This window comes from Microbacterium sp. JZ37 (assembly GCF_035188445.1).
Lineage (GTDB): Bacteria > Actinomycetota > Actinomycetes > Actinomycetales > Microbacteriaceae > Microbacterium > Microbacterium barkeri.
Genome location: NZ_CP045253.1, coordinates 3,427,364 through 3,443,696, shown reverse-complemented (window position 1 = coordinate 3,443,696; position 16,333 = coordinate 3,427,364). Strand labels below are relative to the sequence as shown.

Annotated in this window: 19 protein-coding genes; 10 read left to right on the top strand and 9 right to left on the bottom strand. The window is 72.3% G+C overall.

What is annotated here, in order from left to right:
- Positions 1–2 precede the first annotated feature (2 nt).
- From GC092_RS15895 to GC092_RS15885, 3 genes are read left to right on the top strand one after another with little or no spacing between them, the layout of a single operon-like run.
- Positions 3–713: a winged helix-turn-helix transcriptional regulator gene (locus GC092_RS15895; RefSeq protein WP_324013249.1), complete on the top strand. Its 711-nt coding sequence runs from the start codon at positions 3–5 to the stop codon at positions 711–713.
- 15 nt (positions 714–728) lie between these two features.
- Positions 729–1,367 (top strand): dihydrofolate reductase family protein, encoded by a 639-nt coding sequence (locus GC092_RS15890; RefSeq protein WP_282978405.1) that lies wholly within the window; start codon positions 729–731, stop codon positions 1,365–1,367.
- Between the two features lie 34 nt (positions 1,368–1,401).
- Entirely contained in the window at positions 1,402–1,941 is a 540-nt protein-coding gene (locus GC092_RS15885; RefSeq protein ID WP_324013248.1) for a P-loop NTPase family protein, read from the top strand.
- On the opposite strand, the gene GC092_RS15880 is transcribed toward GC092_RS15885, so the two are convergent.
- Positions 1,942–2,784 carry an exodeoxyribonuclease III gene (locus tag GC092_RS15880; RefSeq protein ID WP_271172572.1) on the bottom strand — a complete coding sequence of 281 codons (843 nt, stop codon included), beginning with the start codon at positions 2,782–2,784 and terminating at the stop codon, positions 1,942–1,944. It lies immediately after the preceding gene.
- A gap of 358 nt (positions 2,785–3,142) precedes the next feature.
- On the opposite strand from GC092_RS15880, the gene pyrE reads away from it, so the two are divergent.
- Together pyrE and GC092_RS15870 are read left to right on the top strand one after the other, a co-directional pair.
- Positions 3,143–3,721, top strand: coding sequence for an orotate phosphoribosyltransferase (gene pyrE, locus GC092_RS15875; RefSeq protein WP_271172573.1), 579 nt, complete (start codon positions 3,143–3,145; stop codon positions 3,719–3,721).
- A gap of 72 nt (positions 3,722–3,793) precedes the next feature.
- Positions 3,794–4,699 carry an ROK family protein gene (locus tag GC092_RS15870; RefSeq protein WP_324013245.1) on the top strand — a complete coding sequence of 302 codons (906 nt, stop codon included), beginning with the start codon at positions 3,794–3,796 and terminating at the stop codon, positions 4,697–4,699.
- Positions 4,700–4,799: 100 nt separating this feature from the next.
- Here GC092_RS15870 and GC092_RS15865 read toward each other — a convergent pair whose 3' ends face one another.
- Complete coding sequence (locus tag GC092_RS15865; RefSeq protein WP_324013243.1) at positions 4,800–5,279, bottom strand: hypothetical protein; 480 nt, start codon at positions 5,277–5,279, stop codon at positions 4,800–4,802.
- Positions 5,280–5,447: 168 nt separating this feature from the next.
- Positions 5,448–6,266: an HAD-IIA family hydrolase gene (locus GC092_RS15860; RefSeq protein WP_282978413.1), complete on the bottom strand. Its 819-nt coding sequence runs from the start codon at positions 6,264–6,266 to the stop codon at positions 5,448–5,450.
- A 117-nt stretch (positions 6,267–6,383) separates the two neighbouring features.
- On the opposite strand from GC092_RS15860, the gene GC092_RS15855 reads away from it, so the two are divergent.
- On the top strand, positions 6,384–7,373 hold the full coding sequence (locus GC092_RS15855) for an SDR family NAD(P)-dependent oxidoreductase (protein WP_324013242.1): 990 nt from the start codon (positions 6,384–6,386) through the stop codon (positions 7,371–7,373).
- 118 nt (positions 7,374–7,491) lie between these two features.
- A complete protein-coding gene (locus GC092_RS15850) occupies positions 7,492–7,806 on the top strand; it encodes a hypothetical protein (protein ID WP_324013241.1) in 315 nt (104 codons plus the stop codon).
- Positions 7,807–7,837: 31 nt separating this feature from the next.
- On the opposite strand, the gene GC092_RS15845 is transcribed toward GC092_RS15850, so the two are convergent.
- From GC092_RS15845 to GC092_RS15825, 5 genes are all read right to left on the bottom strand, one after another.
- Positions 7,838–8,494: a response regulator transcription factor gene (locus GC092_RS15845; protein ID WP_324013240.1), complete on the bottom strand. Its 657-nt coding sequence runs from the start codon at positions 8,492–8,494 to the stop codon at positions 7,838–7,840.
- The gene (locus GC092_RS15840) at positions 8,491–9,756 is read right to left on the bottom strand and encodes a sensor histidine kinase (RefSeq protein ID WP_324013238.1); all 1,266 of its coding nucleotides are present in this window, start codon (positions 9,754–9,756) and stop codon (positions 8,491–8,493) included. The genes GC092_RS15845 and GC092_RS15840 overlap by 4 nt, the downstream gene beginning before the upstream one ends.
- Positions 9,757–9,823: 67 nt before the next feature.
- Positions 9,824–10,642 (bottom strand): hypothetical protein, encoded by an 819-nt coding sequence (locus tag GC092_RS15835; protein WP_324013237.1) that lies wholly within the window; start codon positions 10,640–10,642, stop codon positions 9,824–9,826.
- A gap of 11 nt (positions 10,643–10,653) precedes the next feature.
- The gene (locus GC092_RS15830; protein WP_324013236.1) at positions 10,654–11,574 is read right to left on the bottom strand and encodes an ABC transporter ATP-binding protein; all 921 of its coding nucleotides are present in this window, start codon (positions 11,572–11,574) and stop codon (positions 10,654–10,656) included.
- An 81-nt stretch (positions 11,575–11,655) separates the two neighbouring features.
- Positions 11,656–12,288 carry a metal-dependent transcriptional regulator gene (locus tag GC092_RS15825; RefSeq protein WP_271172588.1) on the bottom strand — a complete coding sequence of 211 codons (633 nt, stop codon included), beginning with the start codon at positions 12,286–12,288 and terminating at the stop codon, positions 11,656–11,658.
- Between the two features lie 129 nt (positions 12,289–12,417).
- Between GC092_RS15825 and GC092_RS15820 the strand changes: the two genes are divergently transcribed.
- The 3 genes from GC092_RS15820 to GC092_RS15810 all read left to right on the top strand — a co-directional run bounded on the left by GC092_RS15820 (position 12,418) and on the right by GC092_RS15810 (position 14,972).
- Entirely contained in the window at positions 12,418–13,611 is a 1,194-nt protein-coding gene (locus tag GC092_RS15820; protein ID WP_324013234.1) for a Gfo/Idh/MocA family protein, read from the top strand.
- Between the two features lie 177 nt (positions 13,612–13,788).
- Positions 13,789–14,427: a TrmH family RNA methyltransferase gene (locus tag GC092_RS15815; RefSeq protein WP_324013233.1), complete on the top strand. Its 639-nt coding sequence runs from the start codon at positions 13,789–13,791 to the stop codon at positions 14,425–14,427.
- 77 nt (positions 14,428–14,504) lie between these two features.
- A complete protein-coding gene (locus GC092_RS15810) occupies positions 14,505–14,972 on the top strand; it encodes a VOC family protein (protein WP_271172591.1) in 468 nt (155 codons plus the stop codon).
- A 1-nt stretch (position 14,973) separates the two neighbouring features.
- On the opposite strand, the gene GC092_RS15805 is transcribed toward GC092_RS15810, so the two are convergent.
- Positions 14,974–16,299, bottom strand: a complete 1,326-nt coding sequence (locus GC092_RS15805) for an MATE family efflux transporter (protein WP_324013232.1) — start codon at positions 16,297–16,299, stop codon at positions 14,974–14,976.
- Between the last annotated feature and the right edge of the window lie 34 nt (positions 16,300–16,333).

Below are 16,333 nucleotides of genomic sequence, written 5' to 3'. Positions count from 1 at the left end.
GCTTGGCAGCACGCAGCTACGGGCAGTACTGCGGCGTGACGACGGCCGTCGAGCTGGTCGGGGAGAGGTGGGCGCTGCTCATCATCCGCGACCTGCTCGTCGGCCCTCGGCGCTACACCGATCTCAAGCAGGGCCTGCCCCGGATCCCCACGAACATCCTCAGCGCGCGGCTCAAGGAGCTGCAGGCGGGGGGCGTCGTGCGTCGCGTGCCCATCGCGCGCTGCGGGCTCGTCTACGAGCTCACGCCGTACGGGCGCGAGCTCGAGCCGATCGTGCTCGCGCTCGGACGCTGGGGATTCCAGAGCATGGGGGAGCCGGAGGAGGGCGACGCCGTGACGCCGGACTCGCTCACGATGGCTCTGCGCACCGCGTTCCGCCCGGATGTGGCCGCGACTATTCCGAGCACGGCATATGAGCTGCACGTCGGGGACGTCGTGCTCCGCGCCGACGTCGCGGGCGGCGAGCTCGCTGTCGCGCAGCTCGCACCGCCCATGCCGCCCGTCGGCGGGGCGGCGCCGAGCGGCGAACCGGACGCCGTCATCGTGGCGGGTCCGGGCATCCGCGGCGTGATCTCGGGCGAGATCGCGCCGCAGGACGCGATCGATCAGCAGATCGCGCACCTCCTCGTGGGCGACGTCTCGCACCTCGAGCGCTTCGCGAGGACCTTCCACATCGACCCCGGCCGCTCGACCGCCACGGCGCAGGCGGCCTGACCCCAGGAGGAGCTCATGGACGAGCAGACAAGCACGCGAGGCCGCATCCGCATCGACCTCTTCACGACCCTCGACGGCGTCGCGCAGGCGCCCGGCGGCCCCGAGGAGGATCCCTCGGGCGCGTTCCCCTTCGGCGGCTGGCAGGCGCCGCTGTTCGACGAGACCGTCGGCCGCGAGGTCGGACAGGCGATCGACGCCATGGATGCGCTGCTGCTCGGCCGGCGCACCTACGACATCTTCGCCGGCTACTGGCCGCAGCACACGACGGGTGAGAACGGGCCGATCGGGCGGAAGTTCGACGCCGTGCCCAAGTACGTCGCCTCCCGCGGCGAGCCCGACCTGTCCTGGCAGGGGAGCGCGCGCATCGGCGACGATCTGGAGGCCGACATCGCGGCCATCCGCTCCCGTCACGCCCTCACCGCCGTGATCGGCAGCGTCGACTTCGTGCAGACGCTGCTCTCGCGTCAGCTCTTCGACGAGCTCTGCCTCTGGGTGTACCCGGTCGTGCTCGGCCGCGGGAAGAAGGTCTTCCCGGATGGCGCGGCGCCGGCGACCCTGCGGCTCACGGCGCCGCCGGTGGCGGGGGAGAGCGGAGCGGTCCTGCTGCGGTACGCGCCGGTCGATCTCGAGGTGCGAACCGGGACCTTCGACTGAGCGATGGGAGGGCGCGCGCCGATAGGCTCCTCCGGTGGAGTTCACGGCGCGGCGCATCCTCATCGCCGGGGTGTCCGGCTCGGGCAAGTCGACGCTCGCCGCGCGCATCGCGGAGCGGACGGGTATCCCGCACGTCGAGCTCGACGATCTCCACTGGGGCCCAGGCTGGCAGCCCCGGCCGACGTTCGCTGCCGATGTCCGCGACCTCGCGGCGCGCGACGAGTGGGTGACGGAGTGGCAGTACGCGGGCGCGCGGCCTGTCCTGCTCGCCCGCGCGGAGGCGGTGGTCTGGATCGACCTGCCCACGCGCGTCACGATGGCGCGCGTCATCCGCCGGACCATCCGGCGCCGGATCCGACGCGAGCGCCTGTGGCGGGCGGGGAACGTCGAGCCGCCGATCCTCTCGGCGCTCGTCGACCCCGACCACATCGTCCGGTGGGCGTGGCGCACACGCGACAAGTACCGCACGGGCGAGGAGGCGCTGCCCGCGCGCCTCGAGAGCCGACCCGACGTGACGCTCGTGAGGCTGCGCACCGCGCGCGAGGTCGCGGACTGGCTCGACGCGCTCGGCTGATCAGCCGAAGATCATCGGCACGTCGTCGTCCTCCGCAGGGGAGAGGTCGAGGTCCACGACGACGGGCACATGATCGCTCGGGGAGTCGCCCTTGCGCTCCTCGCGCTCGATGAACGCGCCCGTGACGGCGTCGGCGAGCGCACGGGAGCCGAGGATGAAGTCGATGCGGATGCCCTGGTCACGCGGGAACTTCAGGCGCTGGTAGTCCCAGTACGTGTAGCCGGAGGGGACGAGCGGGCGGACGACGTCGGAGACGCCGGCGGTCTCGAGGGCGAAGAAGGCGTCGCGCTCGGGCTGCGAGACGTGCGTCGAGACGCCCGGCACGATGTCCGGGTCGCCGTTGTCCTCGTCGAACGGGATGATGTTGAAGTCGCCCACGAGCGCGAGCGGGAGGTCGGGCTCCGCCGCGAGCTGGGCGCGCGTCGCCTCGCGGAGCGCCTCGAGCCACCGCAGCTTGTACTGGTAGTGGGGGTCGTTCAGCGAGCGGCCGTTCGGGACGTAGAGGCTCCACACGCGGACGCCTCCGACGAGCGCCGAGATCGCGCGCGCCTCGTGCGGAGCGTCGTCGCCGTCGTACCCCTTCTTGAACCCGGGCATCCCCGCGAAGGCGTGCTGCACATCCTCGAGGGGCTCTCGGCTGGCGATCGCGACGCCGTTCCACTGATTGAGCCCGTGCGCCTCGACGTGGTAGCCCGCCGCCTCGAACGCGGCGTACGGGAATTGCTCGGGCTTGCACTTGATCTCCTGCATGGCGAGCACGTCGATGTGCTGGCGCTCGGCGAACGACACGATGCGGTCGACGCGCGCGCGGATCGAGTTCACGTTCCAGGTGGCAAGGCGCATGCTCCCAGCCTATTTCCCGCCGCCGACACGGCCGTCGCTCCGAGGGGCCGTGGCTTGGCGGGGTCGCTTGTCGGGGGCGTCGCCCTGTCCAGGTCGCGACTTGCGTCCTGAATCGGCGGTTGGGGGCCGCGAACTGCGACCTGGGCGAAGGAGGTGCCGTTCCGGTCGCGGTTTGCGTCCTGGATCGGCGGTTGGGGGCCGCGAACTGCGACCTGGGCGAAGGAGGTGCCGTTCCGGTCGCGGTTTGCGTCCTGAATCGGCGGTTGGGGGTCGTCAACTGCGACCTGGGCGGGGTGGGTGCCGTCAACGGCGCCGTCGCCGTCCTCCGCGGCAGCCCATCGTCTCTAAGCTGGAGCGCATGGCCATCGCATCCACGCCCGAACTCGAAGCCGACCGCCAGGAGCTCATCCGGCTCATCAAGGAGGACGCGGTCTTCCACGGCGACTTCACGCTCTCGAGCGGCAAGAAGGCCACGTACTACGTCGACATGCGCAAGCTCACGCTCGATCACCGCGCGGCACCCGCGATCGGCCGCATCATGCTCGACCTCATCCGCGACATCGACGGCGTCTCGGCGGTCGGCGGGCTCACGCTCGGTGCCGACCCCATCGCCAATGCGGTCGTGCACGCCTCGGTGGCTGCGGGCACACCCGTCGACGCCTTCGTCGTCCGCAAGGAGCCCAAGGACCACGGTCGCGGGCGCCAGATCGAGGGAGCCGAGGTCGAGGGCAAGCGGGTCGTCGTGCTCGATGACACGGTGACCACGGGCGGATCGCCGCTCAAGGCCGTCGAGGTGCTGCGCAAGGCGGGCGCCGAGGTGGTCGCGGTCGCGACGATCGTCGACCGGCGGACGGGGGCGCAGGAGCGCATCGAGGCCGAGGGCCTCCGCTGGCTCGCGGCGATCGACCTCGACGACCTGGGGCTCGAGGCCCAGTAGTCATAGCGGCGATCGCGGTCGCCGCTACGCTGTGGGGTGCCCGCGCCTCGGGCCATCCGCAGAGGAGCTCTCATGACCCGCATCGCGCTCGCCGTCGACCTCGGCGGCACCAAGATCGACGCCGCACTCATCGACGACGAGGGCGCGATCCTCGCGCCCAGCCGGAACCGTCGACCCACGGGGCCCGCCATCACGCCCGACGGCCTCCGGGCGGCCGTGACCGACGTCGTCTCGCGTGCGCTGGCGCACCTGCCCGAGGGTGCGGAGTTCGCGGGCGCCGGCATCGGCAGCGCAGGGCCGATCGACCTCCCGACCGGCTCCATCCATCCGGTGAACATGCCCGGCGTGCACGGCTTCGGTCTCGTCGAGGCGGTTCGCGATGCCGTCATCGCGTCGAGCGGGGAGTTCGATCCGATCGTCCGTCTCCGGCACGACGGCGGATGCCTCGCGCTTGCCGAGTCGTGGCTCGGCGCCGCCGCGGGCGCGCGCACCTCCCTGTCGCTCGTGGTCTCGACGGGCGTGGGCGGGGGAGTGGTGATGGGCGGCATCCCCATCGGAGGGGCGTCGGGCAACGCCGGCCACCTCGGCCAGATGCACGTCGGCGAGCTGACCGTCGAGGAGATCGCGGCGGGCCCCGCGAGCGTCCGCTGGGCGCAGCTGCAGGGATGGCACGGCGAGACCGGCGAGGACCTCGCGCGCTCTGCAGCGGAGGGCGACCGCATCGCCCGCGCGGCGATCGAGCGGTCGGCGAAGACGGTCGGCCAGGCGCTCGCGGACGCGTCGTCGCTGCTCGACCTCGAGGTCATCGCGATCTCCGGCGGCTTCTCGAACGTGTCCGACGACTACGTCGACCTCGTCGCGGCGGCGCTGCGCGACTGGGCCGCCCTGCCGTACGCGCAGCGCACCCGTGTCGTCCGCAGCGCGCTCGGCGGCGATGGGCCGATCATCGGCGCCGCCGCGCTCGTGCTGCGCGCCTGACCCGTACGCGGAATCGGAGTGCTGGGGCTGGTGTAGACCCGCGGGACCGACACGCGCACACGCGACCCGGCCATCCGATTCCGGTGACGCGCCGACCCGCTCAGGCCCGGCGGTAGGCGGCGCGCATGCGCGGCGTCGTGAGGAGCGCGCCCACGCCGAGCATGAGAGCGGCGAAGGCGAGTTGCTCGACGGTCATCCAGAGCGGGTAGATCCCGGGGATGGCGGCGATCGCCAGGGTGACGCACGGGAAGATGAACGAGAACAGGCGCATGCGCGAGTAGGCCCAGTACCAGCCCTGCTCGGCGCGGAACGAGAAGTAGCCGAGCCCGCCGGTGAGTCCGAGCACGACCGCGCTGCGCATCCACACCATGAACGGCTCCGGCATGCCCTGCATGGTGAGCCAGAAGGCGATCCCGAGCGCGCTCACGCCGAGCATGATCGCGACCCCGAGGAGCACGCGCACGACGAGCCAGTCGCGATGCAGGGTCGGATCGGCGAGGCGCACGGCGGGCACGCGGATGTCGCGCTGGCGCCCGGCTGCGAGTCGGTCGATGCGCAGCAGCACCTCGTTCAGACTCACGTCTGAGATCGTACCCGCGGGTCTGCGGCGGACCCCGGGAGGAGCCTCGACGTCGAGACGCTCAGTCGTCGTCGCGGTTGCGGCGGATGTACTGCCAGACGAACGCGACGAGGGTGCCGGCCGTGATGACAAACGTCGCGGCGAAGAGCAGGTCGCGCTCGGACATCCTCAGACTCCGGCGTCGAGCTCGGCGCCGCCCTCGCCCTCGACCTCGGGGTCGAGCAGCTCCGCGACCGAGGTGACGATCTCGTCGGGCCGGAACGGGTACTGCTCGATCGAGGTCCGCGTGCTGATGCCGGTCATGACGAGCACGGTGTGGAGCCCCGCCTCGATGCCCGCGACGATGTCGGTGTCCATGCGGTCGCCGATCATGCCCGTGTTCTCGCTGTGCGCGCCGATCCGGTTGAGGGCCGACCGGAACATCATGGGGTTGGGCTTGCCGACGATGTAGGGCTCCTTGCCGGTCGCCTTCGTGATGAGCGCGTTGATCGCGCCCGTCGCCGGCAGCACGCCCTCGGCGCTCGGCCCGGTCGCGTCGGGGTTCGTCGAGATGAACCGGGCGCCGTTGTTGATGAGGCGCACGGCCTTCGTGAGCGCCTCGAACGAGTAGTTCCGGGTCTCGCCGACAACGACGTAGTCGGGATTCGTCTCGGTCATGATGAACCCGGCCTCGTGCATCGCCGTGAGGATTCCGGCCTCGCCGATGACGAACGCCGAGCCGCCGGGGCTCTGCTGCTTGAGGAACGCCGCCGTCGCGAGGGCGCTCGTCCAGATGTGCTCCTCGGGGACGTCGATGCCCGAGCCGCGCAGACGGGCCGCGAGGTCGCGGGGCGTGAAGATCGAGTTGTTCGTGAGCACGAGGAACGGCGTGCCGGTGTCGCGCCACTGCGCGAGCAGCTCGGACGCGCCGGGGATGGGCTGCTCCTCGTGCACGAGGACGCCGTCCATGTCGGTCAGCCAGCACTCGATCTCGTCGCGTCGCGCCATGGCATCAGCCTAGAGAGCGGGCGGCTCGGCCGCGACGCTCCGCGCGCCGGGACGCGGTTTCCGGCGCGCGCTCGCGGCATGCTCCCGAAGGCATGCCGTTCGGCGTATCTTCGTCTCGTGACCGAACACGCGCCCCGGAGCTGGGATCCGGCGCGCCTGCCGGATCAGACCGGCCGCACCTACCTCATCACGGGCGCCAACGCGGGTCTCGGCTACTTCGCGAGCGAGCAGCTCGCGCGCGCAGGCGCCCACGTCATCCTCAGCGGGCGCAGCCCCAACAAGCTCGCCGCGGCGCACGACGCGCTCGAGGCTCGGGTGCCCGATGCCTCGGTCCAGACACTCCTCCTCGACGTGAGCAACACCGGGTCGATCCGCGCGGCGGCCGCGAGCGTGCGCGGCGGCCTGTTCAAGCGGCAGCGCCTCGACGGCGTGCTGCTGAACGCGGGCATCGTCCACACCCCGCGCCAGCGGGAGACGACCCGCGACGGCCGCGAGCTCGTCCTCGCGACGAACGCCCTGGGGCACTTCGTGCTCGCCGCCGAGCTGCTGACGACGCTGTCGAAGTCGGCGACCCGCACCTGGACGCCGCGCATGGTCTGGCTCGGCAGCATGTCGACGCGCATGGGCGCGTACGACCCCGTCGACATCCAGCTCGAGCGCGGGTACCACGCGTATCGCGCCTATGTGCAGTCGAAGGTCGTCGTCCAGGCCCTCGGAATCGAGGCCGACGTGCGCCTGCGCGACGCCGGCGTGCCCGTCGAGAGCGTCGTCGCGCATCCCGGGTACTCGATCGGCGGACGCACGCCGCGCGTGCAGGGCGTGAACGAGCCGAGTGTGTGGAAGCGCTTCAAGGACGGCCTCCAGGCCCCGATCGCGCAGTCCAAGGAGCGCGGGGCGGCCTCCCTCGTGCGCGCGCTTGTCGATCCCGCCATCACGGGCGGCGAGTACTGGGGGCCGCGCCTCATCACACGGGGTGAGCCCACCCGGCAGCAGCCCTCGCGCACGTCGGCGGACCCCGAGGTGCGTCAGCGGATCTGGGAGACCTGCGAGCGGCTCTCGGGCATGGAGTGGCCCTTCGCGCGCGCGGCGCGCGTGGCCGGCCGCTGACGCGTCAGCTGCCCGCGATCCCCGCGATTGCAAACCCGCGCAGGGGCGCTTCGGGGCGCGCGTCCTGATGGATGGCGCGATCGAGGCACTGGTACGTTGCGCTGACAAGGAGGTCATCATGTCTGACCCGTCTGCGGACCCGCGCTCCGCCCGGAATGACCGGCCCCCGGTGGAAGCGAGAAGGGGCTGGACGATCCACGCAGGGACGGCCCCCTTCCGGCCATCCGAAAGGCAGCGCGAGCTTCTGGGCGAGGTCGAGCGGATCATCGCCTCGGCGCGGAGGGGCGATGATCACCGGCAGATCCTCGAGGAGCTGGCGCCCCTCGTCGCGGAGCTGGCGAGGACAGGCATGACACGCGATCAGATCGCCGATCATTCGAGGATTCGACCGCAGGGCGTCGCCGCGATTCTGGAAGGTGACGAGCCGTCGTGAACAAGGGCGCGCCTGGCCGGCCGCTGACGCGTCAGCTGCCCGCGATCCCCGCCTCGTAGGCGAGGATGACGAGCTGCACGCGATCACGCGCCCCGAGCTTCTGCAGGAGCCGCCCGATGTGCGTCTTCACCGTCGACGACGCGAGGTAGAACCGCGCGGCGATCTCGTCGTTCGTGAGGCCCTCGGCGATGGCCGCGAAGATCTCGCGCTCTCGCGGCGTCAGCGCGTCGAGCTCGGCGGATGGCCGCGGTGCGGCGTGCGCGGTGAACTGCTCGATCATCCGGCGGGTGACGCTCGGCGCGAGCGCGGCGTCGCCCGCGTGCACGGCGCGGATCGCGCCGAGGAGGTCGGCCGGCAGCGCGTCCTTGAGGAGGAAGCCGCTCGCTCCTGCGCGCAGGGCGGCGAACGCGTACTCGTCGAGGTCGAAGGTCGTGAGCACGAGCACACGGGGGAGGGGCCCCGCGGCCGCGATCCGCTCGGTGGCTGCGATCCCGTCGAGCTGCGGCATGCGCACGTCCATGAGGATGACGTCGACCCTGCCGTCGCGGGCGACGGCCACGGCGTGCTCACCGTCCTCGGCCTCGGCGACCACCTCGATGTCGGGCTGGGCGTCGAGCACCATCCGCAGCCCCATCCGCACGAGCTGCTGGTCGTCGGCGATCGCGACGCGGATCCGCTCCCCGGTCATCCCTGCTCCTCCTTCAGCTGCGCGCGCAGCAGCCATCCGCCATCCGCCGTCGGCCCCGCGTCCACGTGACCCGCGTACAGAGCGGCGCGCTCCCGCACCCCGATGATGCCCGTCCCGCGCCCGGGAGGCGCTGTGCTCTGCCGCGCGGGCGCGTCGTTGCGCACCTCGACGGTCACGATCCCGTCCTCGCGGCGGATGGTCACGGCCGCGTACCGCGCGCCCGGCGCGTGCCGGAGGGCGTTCGTGAGGCCCTCCTGGACGATCCGGAAGACCGCGAGCTGCAGCGCGCGGTCGGCGATCGGGGTGCCGATCCGCGTGAGGCGGACGGGGAGGCCCGTCTCGCGGAAGCGCTCGGCGAGGATCTCGAGATCCGCGTCGCCCGGCTGCGGCGCGAGCTGCGCCGCCTGGTCGGGCGCGCGCAGGACGCCGAGCAGACGCCGCATCTCGGCGAGCGACGACCGGCCGGTCTCGGCCACGAGGCGCATGGCCTCGGCGGCGCGCGGCCCGCCCGTCTCGGCCTGCGCCGCCGCCCCCTCAGACAGGGTCACCATCACCGTGAGGCTGTGCGAGACGATGTCGTGCATCTCGCGTGCGATGCGCGCCCGCTCGTCTGCGACCGCGAGCTGCGCGCGCTGGTCGCGCTCGCGCGCGAGGTCGGCGGCCCGCGCGATGATCGCGTCGATGTACCGGCGGCGGTTGCCGACCGAGAGCCCGAGCAGGGTCGGGACGAGGTAGACGATCGCGTTCGGGACGGCCGTGGCCGCGGGGCTGATGTCCGGGTCCTCTGGGAGCACGGCACCCGAGAGGGTGAGCCACGTCGCCACGCCGGAGACGATCACCGTCACCGCCGCCACGACCCCGTAGCCGATCCAGGTGCGCCGCGGGGTGCTGTGGACGCCCAGCGCGTAGAGCGCGACGAAGACGGCGAGATGGCCGCCCATGCTGAAGGGGAGCGGCAGGACGGCCAGGCTGCCGCACACGATCGCGGCGATCAGGGGGCGCTCGCGCCGCACCACGAGCGCGACCGAGCCGACGGCGATCGATGCGGCGGCGCCCGCTCCCGACCATCCGTCGAGGGGGAAGTCCTCCGGGACCGCGGCCGCGAGGACGAGCGTGAGCAGGGCCGGCGCGATCTGGCACGTGAAGACGATGAGGACGTCGACGATCCGCGGATGGCGATCGACCCATCGCCGGATGACGCCGGGAGGGCGGGGGAGGGCGAGGTCCAGCCCGCCCGTCCTCGTCCCCTCTGCGCTGCTCACGTCTCCGACCCTATGCGGATGGCCCCGTCCCGCGCGGGACGGGGCCATCGGCCCGATGAGCGGATGGTCACGCGTCGCGGCGGCGGACCACGGCCATCCCGGCGACGAGTGCCGCGATCGGCCACGCGAAGGCGATCGCGATGTCGCGGACGGTCTCGCCGTCGACGTCTGCGTTCGGCGTCATGAGGGCGTCGCCGGCGGGTGCCATGAGCGCGTCGTGGATCGTCGGCGCCCATTCGAACGGCAGCGTCAGCAGCACGGTCGGGAGCACGAGGAGGAACACGAGCACGAGCGTGACCGACCAGGTCTCGGAGCGCAGGAGCGCCGCGACGCCGAGGGACAGCACGCCGACGAGCGCCGTGAACAGCGCCGCGCCGACGATCGGCAGCAGGATGGCCGTGAGCGCGTCGTCGAGGGCGGGCTCGACGCCCCAGACGGCGCCGACGGCGACGACGCCCGCGAACGACAGGAGCAGCGAGGCGAGCGACCACGCGAACGTGCTCACGGCGACGACCACGGCCTTCGCGCCGACCGTCGCGACGCGGCGCGGTGCCGCGGCCAGCTTGGTGCGGAGCGAACCCGTCGCGTGCTCCTTCGCGAAGACGCCCACGCCCACGAGCACGGCGATGATCTGCGCGACGGTCGCGGCGCCGAGGGTCATCATGAGCGCGGGCGGCGCGCCCGCCGGGTCGCCGTTCACGGCGAGGAGCAGGGCGGTCATGCCGACCGAGACGGCGAGCACGAGCACGGTCCCGACGACGAGCGAGGCGATCGTGCCGCGCAGACTCGTCAGGCCGATCCACTCGGCGCGGACGAGGCGGGAGAAGGTCAGGCGCGGGGCGCCGAGAGAGGCGGTGCGGCGCGGAGCCGCGGCGATGGCGGTCATGGGAACTCCGTTCAGGCCGCGAGAGCGGCGGGGTCGCTGCGGTACTCGACGGCGTCGCCCGTGAGAGCCAGGTAGGCCTCCTCGAGCGAGCCGCGCAGGGGGACGAGCTCGTGCACGTCGATGTCGGCGTTCACGGCGACGCGCGTGATCTGCGCCGCGGGCAGGCCCTCGACGTCGAGCGTGTCGGCGGCCGCCTGGGTGATGGCGACGCCCGGGTCGGCGAGGAGGAGACCCAGCCGGCGCGCGTCGGAGGAGCGGACGCGCGTGCGCTCGCGCTCGGACCCGCGCAGGAAGTCGCCCACGGGTGCATCCGCCAGGATGCGGCCCTTGCCCAGGACGATGATGTGGTCGGCGGTCTGCGCCATCTCGCTCATGAGGTGCGAGGAGAGGAAGATCGCGCGCCCCTCGGCCGCGAGCGAGCGGACGAACCCGCGCACCCAGTGCACGCCCTCGGGGTCGAGGCCGTTGACGGGCTCGTCGAGGATGAGCGTGTGCGGGTCGCCGAGCATGGTCGCGGCGATCCCGAGGCGCTGGTGCATGCCGAGCGAGAAGCCGCCGATGCGGCGCTTCGCGACTCCGGCGATGCCCGTGAGCTCCATGACCTCGGCGACCCGGGCCATCCCGATGCCGTGCGTCGCGGCGAGCATGCGCAGGTGCGCCTCCGCCGTGCGCCCCGGGTGGACGGCCTTCGCATCGAGGAGCGCTCCGACCTCGGTCAGGGGAGCGGCGTGCTGCGCGAACGGGCGCCCGTTCACCGTGACTGAGCCGGCGTCTGGCCGGTCGAGGCCGACGATCATGCGCATGGTGGTCGACTTGCCCGCGCCGTTGGGCCCGAGGAAGCCGGTGACCTGCCCCGGCCGCACCTCGAACGAGATGCCGTCGACGGCGGTCTTGGCGCCGAAGCGCTTCGTGAGGTTCTCTGCCGTGATCATGCCTCCGACGCTACGGAGGACAGGTGCCCTGCCGCGTCGGCGCGGAGGCGGATGTTCGCGGGGCGGTGCGGTACTGCGGTACTACGCCGTCAGCCAGATCACGTCGGCCGCACCTTCGGGCAGCACGACGTCGTCGCCGTCGAGCAGCACGCCGCGCTCGGTGACCGCCACCTCGCGGCCGACGTCGATGCCGGCGCCCTCGATCTCGCGCAGGAGCTCGGGGTCGCGGTCGCGCACGCGCAGCACCCGGCCGACGTGCCCGACCGGGGCATCCGCCAGCAGGACGAAGGCCTCGCGCTCGATCTGGCCCTCGGCATCCGGGATCTTGTCGCCGTGCGGGTCGAGCGACGGGCGCCCGAGGCGCTCGTCGATCCGCTCGAGCAGCCGGTCGCTCAGCGCGTGCTCGAGGACCTCGGCCTCGTCGTGCACCTCGTCCCAGCCGTAACCCATCTCGCGCACGAGCCACGTCTCGATGAGACGGTGCCGGCGGATGATGCCGATCGCGCGACGCTCGCCCTCCTCCGTGAGCCGCACGGCGCCGTAGGGCACATGCGAGACAAGGCCGGCCGCCGCGAGCTTCTTCACCATCTCGGTCACGCTCGACGGGGCGACGCCGAGCTTCCCGGCGAGCACCGACGGCGTGATCGGGTCGTCCTGCCACTCGGTGTGCGAGTACACCGTCTTGAGGTAGTCGTCCGCCGCGGGTGAAGCCACGCGATCAGCCTACGGCGACGCGCGGAGGTGCTGAAAGAGCTAATGTCTTGACAAAAGGGATGCGCGTTCGTAGCGTGGTGCGGTCCCGTTCCCGCGACGTCGTCGTCGCCCGTGCCCCGGAGGTCGTCGATGACCGCATCCCCCGTCCGCGAGATCGGCGTCGGCCTCGTCAGCGTCGGCTGGATGGGCCGGCTGCACAGCCGCGCCTACCGGTCGGTCCCGTTCGTCTACCCCGAGCTCGGTCTGCGGCCGCGCCTCGTCCAGGCCGCGGATACCGCGGAGGCGGGTCGCTCGCACGCGACGGATGTGCTGGGCTACGAGAGCGCCGTGGCGGACTATCGCGAGGTGCTCGCGAACCCCGACGTCGACGTCGTCTCGATCTGCGCGCCGAACTTCCTGCATGCCGAGGTGGGCGTCGCGGCCGCGCGGGCGGGCAAGCACATCTGGATCGAGAAGCCCGCGGGGCGCGGCGCGCACGAGACCGCGGCCATCCGCGACGCCGTCGTCGACGCGGGCGTGCAGTCGGCCGTGGGCTTCAACTACCGGCAGCCGCCGGCCATCCAGCGGGCGCGCCAGCTGATCGGGGAGGGCGCCCTCGGCCGGATCACGAACGTGCGCGGTCGCTTCTTCGGCGGCTTCAGCGCCGACCCGCAGTCGCCGCGCGCGTGGCGCTTCGTGCGCGAGACGAGCGGATCCGGCGTGCTCGGCGACCTCATGGGCCATCTCGTCGACCTCGTGCACTTCCTGCTCGGCCCGATCGGCTCGGTGACCGCGTCGACCGGCACGTTCATCACGGAGCGCCCGGGCCTTGCCGGGACGCCCGACGAGGGGCGGATGCTCCCGGTCGAGAACGACGACTACGCGAACATGCTCCTGCGCTTCGACGACTCCGCGCTCGCCGCGGGCGCGCTCGGCACGCTCGACGCCTCGTGGCTCGCGGTCGGCCCCAAGGCGGAGTACGCGATCGAGGTCTTCGGCACCGAGGGCTCGCTGCGCTGGGACTTCGAGCGCCTCAACGAGCTCGAGCTCGCCATCCGCCGCCCCGGCGAGAGCCTCGGGTACACCCGGCTGCTCGCCGACGAGACCTTCCCCGAGTTCGCGCGCTTCCAGCCGGGGTCCGGCACGTCGATGGGCTACGACGATCTCAAGACGATCGAGGCGAAGAAGTTCCTGCTCGCGGTGGCGGGTCAGCCATCCGATACTTCGACCATCCACGACGGGCTCGCGTCGGCGCAGGTGCTGACCGCGGCCGAGGAGTCGGCCGCCTCGGGGCAGTGGGTCGAGACCCCCGTGGTCCCTGGACACACGGGTCACGTGCGCTGAGCGGACTCGGGCAGCGGCCCGTGTTGCGCTGGCGCCGGGCCGGCGTGCGTGTGCGGATTCGGATGGCTGGGGCTGGTGTCGCCGGGTGGGGTCGACACGCGCACACGAGCCCCACGGGTCCGACAGGAGGACCGGGCGCCGGGGCCGTGTTGCGCTGACACCCGGTAACCTCGTCCGGTGACGGACCCGCAGCCCGAGCCCCACCGCGAGGCGTCGACGCACGGCGTCGGGCCCTGGCCCGGCGCGTGGCCCGAGGGCGATCACTACGACCCCGAGCTCCTCGCGAACGGCGATTCGCGCAATGTCGTCGACCGGTACCGCTACTGGCGCATGGAGGCGATCGTCGCCGACCTGGACACGCGCCGCCATCCGTTCCATGTCGCGATCGAGAACTGGCAGCACGACATGAACATCGGGTCGATCGTCCGCAGCGCCAACGCGTTCCTCGCCGAGTCGGTGCACATCATCGGCCGCAAGCGCTGGAACCGGCGCGGCGCGATGGTGACCGACCGCTACCAGCACGTGGTCCACCATCCGGATGTCGCGTCGTTCGCGGCCTGGGCCGCGAAGGAGGGGCTCCCGATCATCGCGGTCGACAACGTGGGCGACGCCGTGCCCGTCGACAGGGCCGAGCTGCCAGAGCGGTGCGTGCTCCTCTTCGGCCAGGAGGGGCCGGGCCTGACGGACGAGGCGCTCGCCGCGGCCTCGGGCCACATCGAGATCACGCAGTACGGCTCGACGCGCTCGATCAACGCCTCCGCGGCGGGTGCGATCGTCATGTACGAGTGGGCCCGGCGGCACGCGCGCGACGCGTGACGCCACCCCTCGACGCGACCCGCGCGCGGGCGTAGCGTGAGCGGCGTCAGCGACCGTCGACGCCGAAGGAGTCCGAAATGGCCGAGCTCGCCCGCATCCAGCCGTGCCTGTGGTTCGACGACAACGCGCGGGAGGCGATGGAGTACTACGTCTCCGTCTTCCCGAACTCGCGCATCCGCAGCATCGAGGAGTACCCCGACGAGAAGCTCGACGCCCACTTCACGGGCATGAGCGGGAAGGTCCTCAACGGGCAGTTCACGCTCAACGGGGTCGACTTCGTGTGCCTCGACGGCGGACCGCTCTTCACCTTCAACGAGGCCGTCTCGTTCGTCGTCTCGTGCGACGGGCAGGAGGAGATCGACCGCTACTGGGAGGCGCTGTCGCACGTGCCCGAGGCCGAGCAGTGCGGATGGTGCAAGGACCGGTTCGGGGTCAGCTGGCAGATCATCCCGCGCAACATGGGCGAGCTCGTGAGCAGCCCCGCGGCCATCCAGGTGATGATGCAGCAGAAGAAGGTCGTGATCGCCGAGCTCGAGAGCGCCTGAGCTACGCGGCCTGCTCCATCCAGGCCCGGCCGCGGATGCGCGCGCCGAGCGTGACGCCGCGCGCGAGCATGTAGACCCCGTAGTAGGTCGCGGAGAGCCACGCGAGCGCTCCCGGTCCGGATGGCGAGAGCCACGCGAGCGCGATGAGCGCGGGCAGGTAGGGGAGGAGGTTCAGGCCTCCCGCGATCGCGAGGTAGCGTGCGTCGTTCGCGCCCATGAGCACGCCGTCGAGCACGAACACGAAGGCGCCGATCGGCTGCGAGACCGCGAGCACGAGGAGCGCGGGCTGGATGTCGGCGGCCACCTCCGCGTCGCCCGTGAAGACGACGCCGATGACGCCCGACAGCGCGGCGATGACGACGCCGGCCGCCACGCCGCCCCACACGCCCCACAGCACGGTGCGGCCGAGCACGGCGCGCACCTGCCGCGGGTCCCTCTCGCCGAGCGCCTTGCCGACGAGGGCCTGCGCGGCGATCGCGAGCGCGTCGAGCGCGAACGCCGTCGTGGAGAAGATCGTGAAGACGACCTGCCATCCGGCGAGCTCGCGCGTGCCGAGGTCGGTCGCCACCCAGACCGTGCCGAGCGTCGCGACGCGCAGGCTCACGGTGCGCAGGAACATCCATCCGCCTGAGCGGGCGGAGCCGCCGAGCCCCTCGCGGTGCGGACGGATTGTCGCGCGGTGGCGTCGCGCGAGCCGCCCGATGACGACGACGTAGGCGCCGACCATGCCCCACTGCACGAGGACGGTTCCGGCCGCCGACCCGGCGACGCCCCATCCGAGCCCGTAGATGAGCAGCCAGTTCACCCCGGCGTTGAGCGTGAAGCCCGCGCCCGCGATCCACAGCGGCACGATCGTGTTCTGCAGCCCGCGCAGGAGGCCCGTCGCGGCGAACACGATGAGCATCGCGGGAAGACCCCACATCGAGATCCCGAGGTACGCCTCGGCGTGCCCGGCGACCGCGGCGTCCGGCGAGAACGCCGCGACGAGCGCGGGGACGGCGAAGGTCCCGGCGACTGCGAGGACGGCGCCGATGCCGAGTGCGAGCCACATGCCGTCGATGCCGACCGAGACGGCCGCGCGGACGTCTCCCGCGCCGAAGCGGCGCGCGACCGCGGGGGTCGTGGAGTACGCGAGGAACACCATGAGGCCCACGATCGTGGTGAGGACCGCCGACGCGATGCCGAGGCCCGCGAGCTCGTCGATGCCGAGGTGCCCGACCATGGCGGCATCCACCGCGAGGAAGAGCGGCTCGGCGATGAGCGAGCCGAGAGCGGGGACCGCGAGCCGCAGGATGTCGCGGTCGAGGGAGCGGCGGGCGGTCACCATCCGAGCCTAGGACGGAGGCGGGACGCGAGCGCGG

Bases quoted from the DNA above. Each gene is read 5' to 3' on its own strand.
- GC092_RS15890 (WP_282978405.1), top strand. From the start codon at position 729: ATGGACGAGCAGACAAGCACGCGAGGCCGCATCCGCATCGACCTCTTC.
- GC092_RS15880 (WP_271172572.1), bottom strand. From the start codon at position 2,784: ATGCGCCTTGCCACCTGGAACGTGAACTCGATCCGCGCGCGCGTCGAC.
- pyrE (WP_271172573.1), top strand. From the start codon at position 3,143: ATGGCCATCGCATCCACGCCCGAACTCGAAGCCGACCGCCAGGAGCTC.
- GC092_RS15870 (WP_324013245.1), top strand. From the start codon at position 3,794: ATGACCCGCATCGCGCTCGCCGTCGACCTCGGCGGCACCAAGATCGAC.
- GC092_RS15860 (WP_282978413.1), bottom strand. From the start codon at position 6,266: ATGGCGCGACGCGACGAGATCGAGTGCTGGCTGACCGACATGGACGGC.
- GC092_RS15850 (WP_324013241.1), top strand. From the start codon at position 7,492: ATGTCTGACCCGTCTGCGGACCCGCGCTCCGCCCGGAATGACCGGCCC.
- GC092_RS15845 (WP_324013240.1), bottom strand. From the start codon at position 8,494: ATGACCGGGGAGCGGATCCGCGTCGCGATCGCCGACGACCAGCAGCTC.
- GC092_RS15835 (WP_324013237.1), bottom strand. From the start codon at position 10,642: ATGACCGCCATCGCCGCGGCTCCGCGCCGCACCGCCTCTCTCGGCGCC.
- GC092_RS15830 (WP_324013236.1), bottom strand. From the start codon at position 11,574: ATGATCACGGCAGAGAACCTCACGAAGCGCTTCGGCGCCAAGACCGCC.
- GC092_RS15820 (WP_324013234.1), top strand. From the start codon at position 12,418: ATGACCGCATCCCCCGTCCGCGAGATCGGCGTCGGCCTCGTCAGCGTC.
- GC092_RS15810 (WP_271172591.1), top strand. From the start codon at position 14,505: ATGGCCGAGCTCGCCCGCATCCAGCCGTGCCTGTGGTTCGACGACAAC.
- GC092_RS15805 (WP_324013232.1), bottom strand. From the start codon at position 16,299: ATGGTGACCGCCCGCCGCTCCCTCGACCGCGACATCCTGCGGCTCGCG.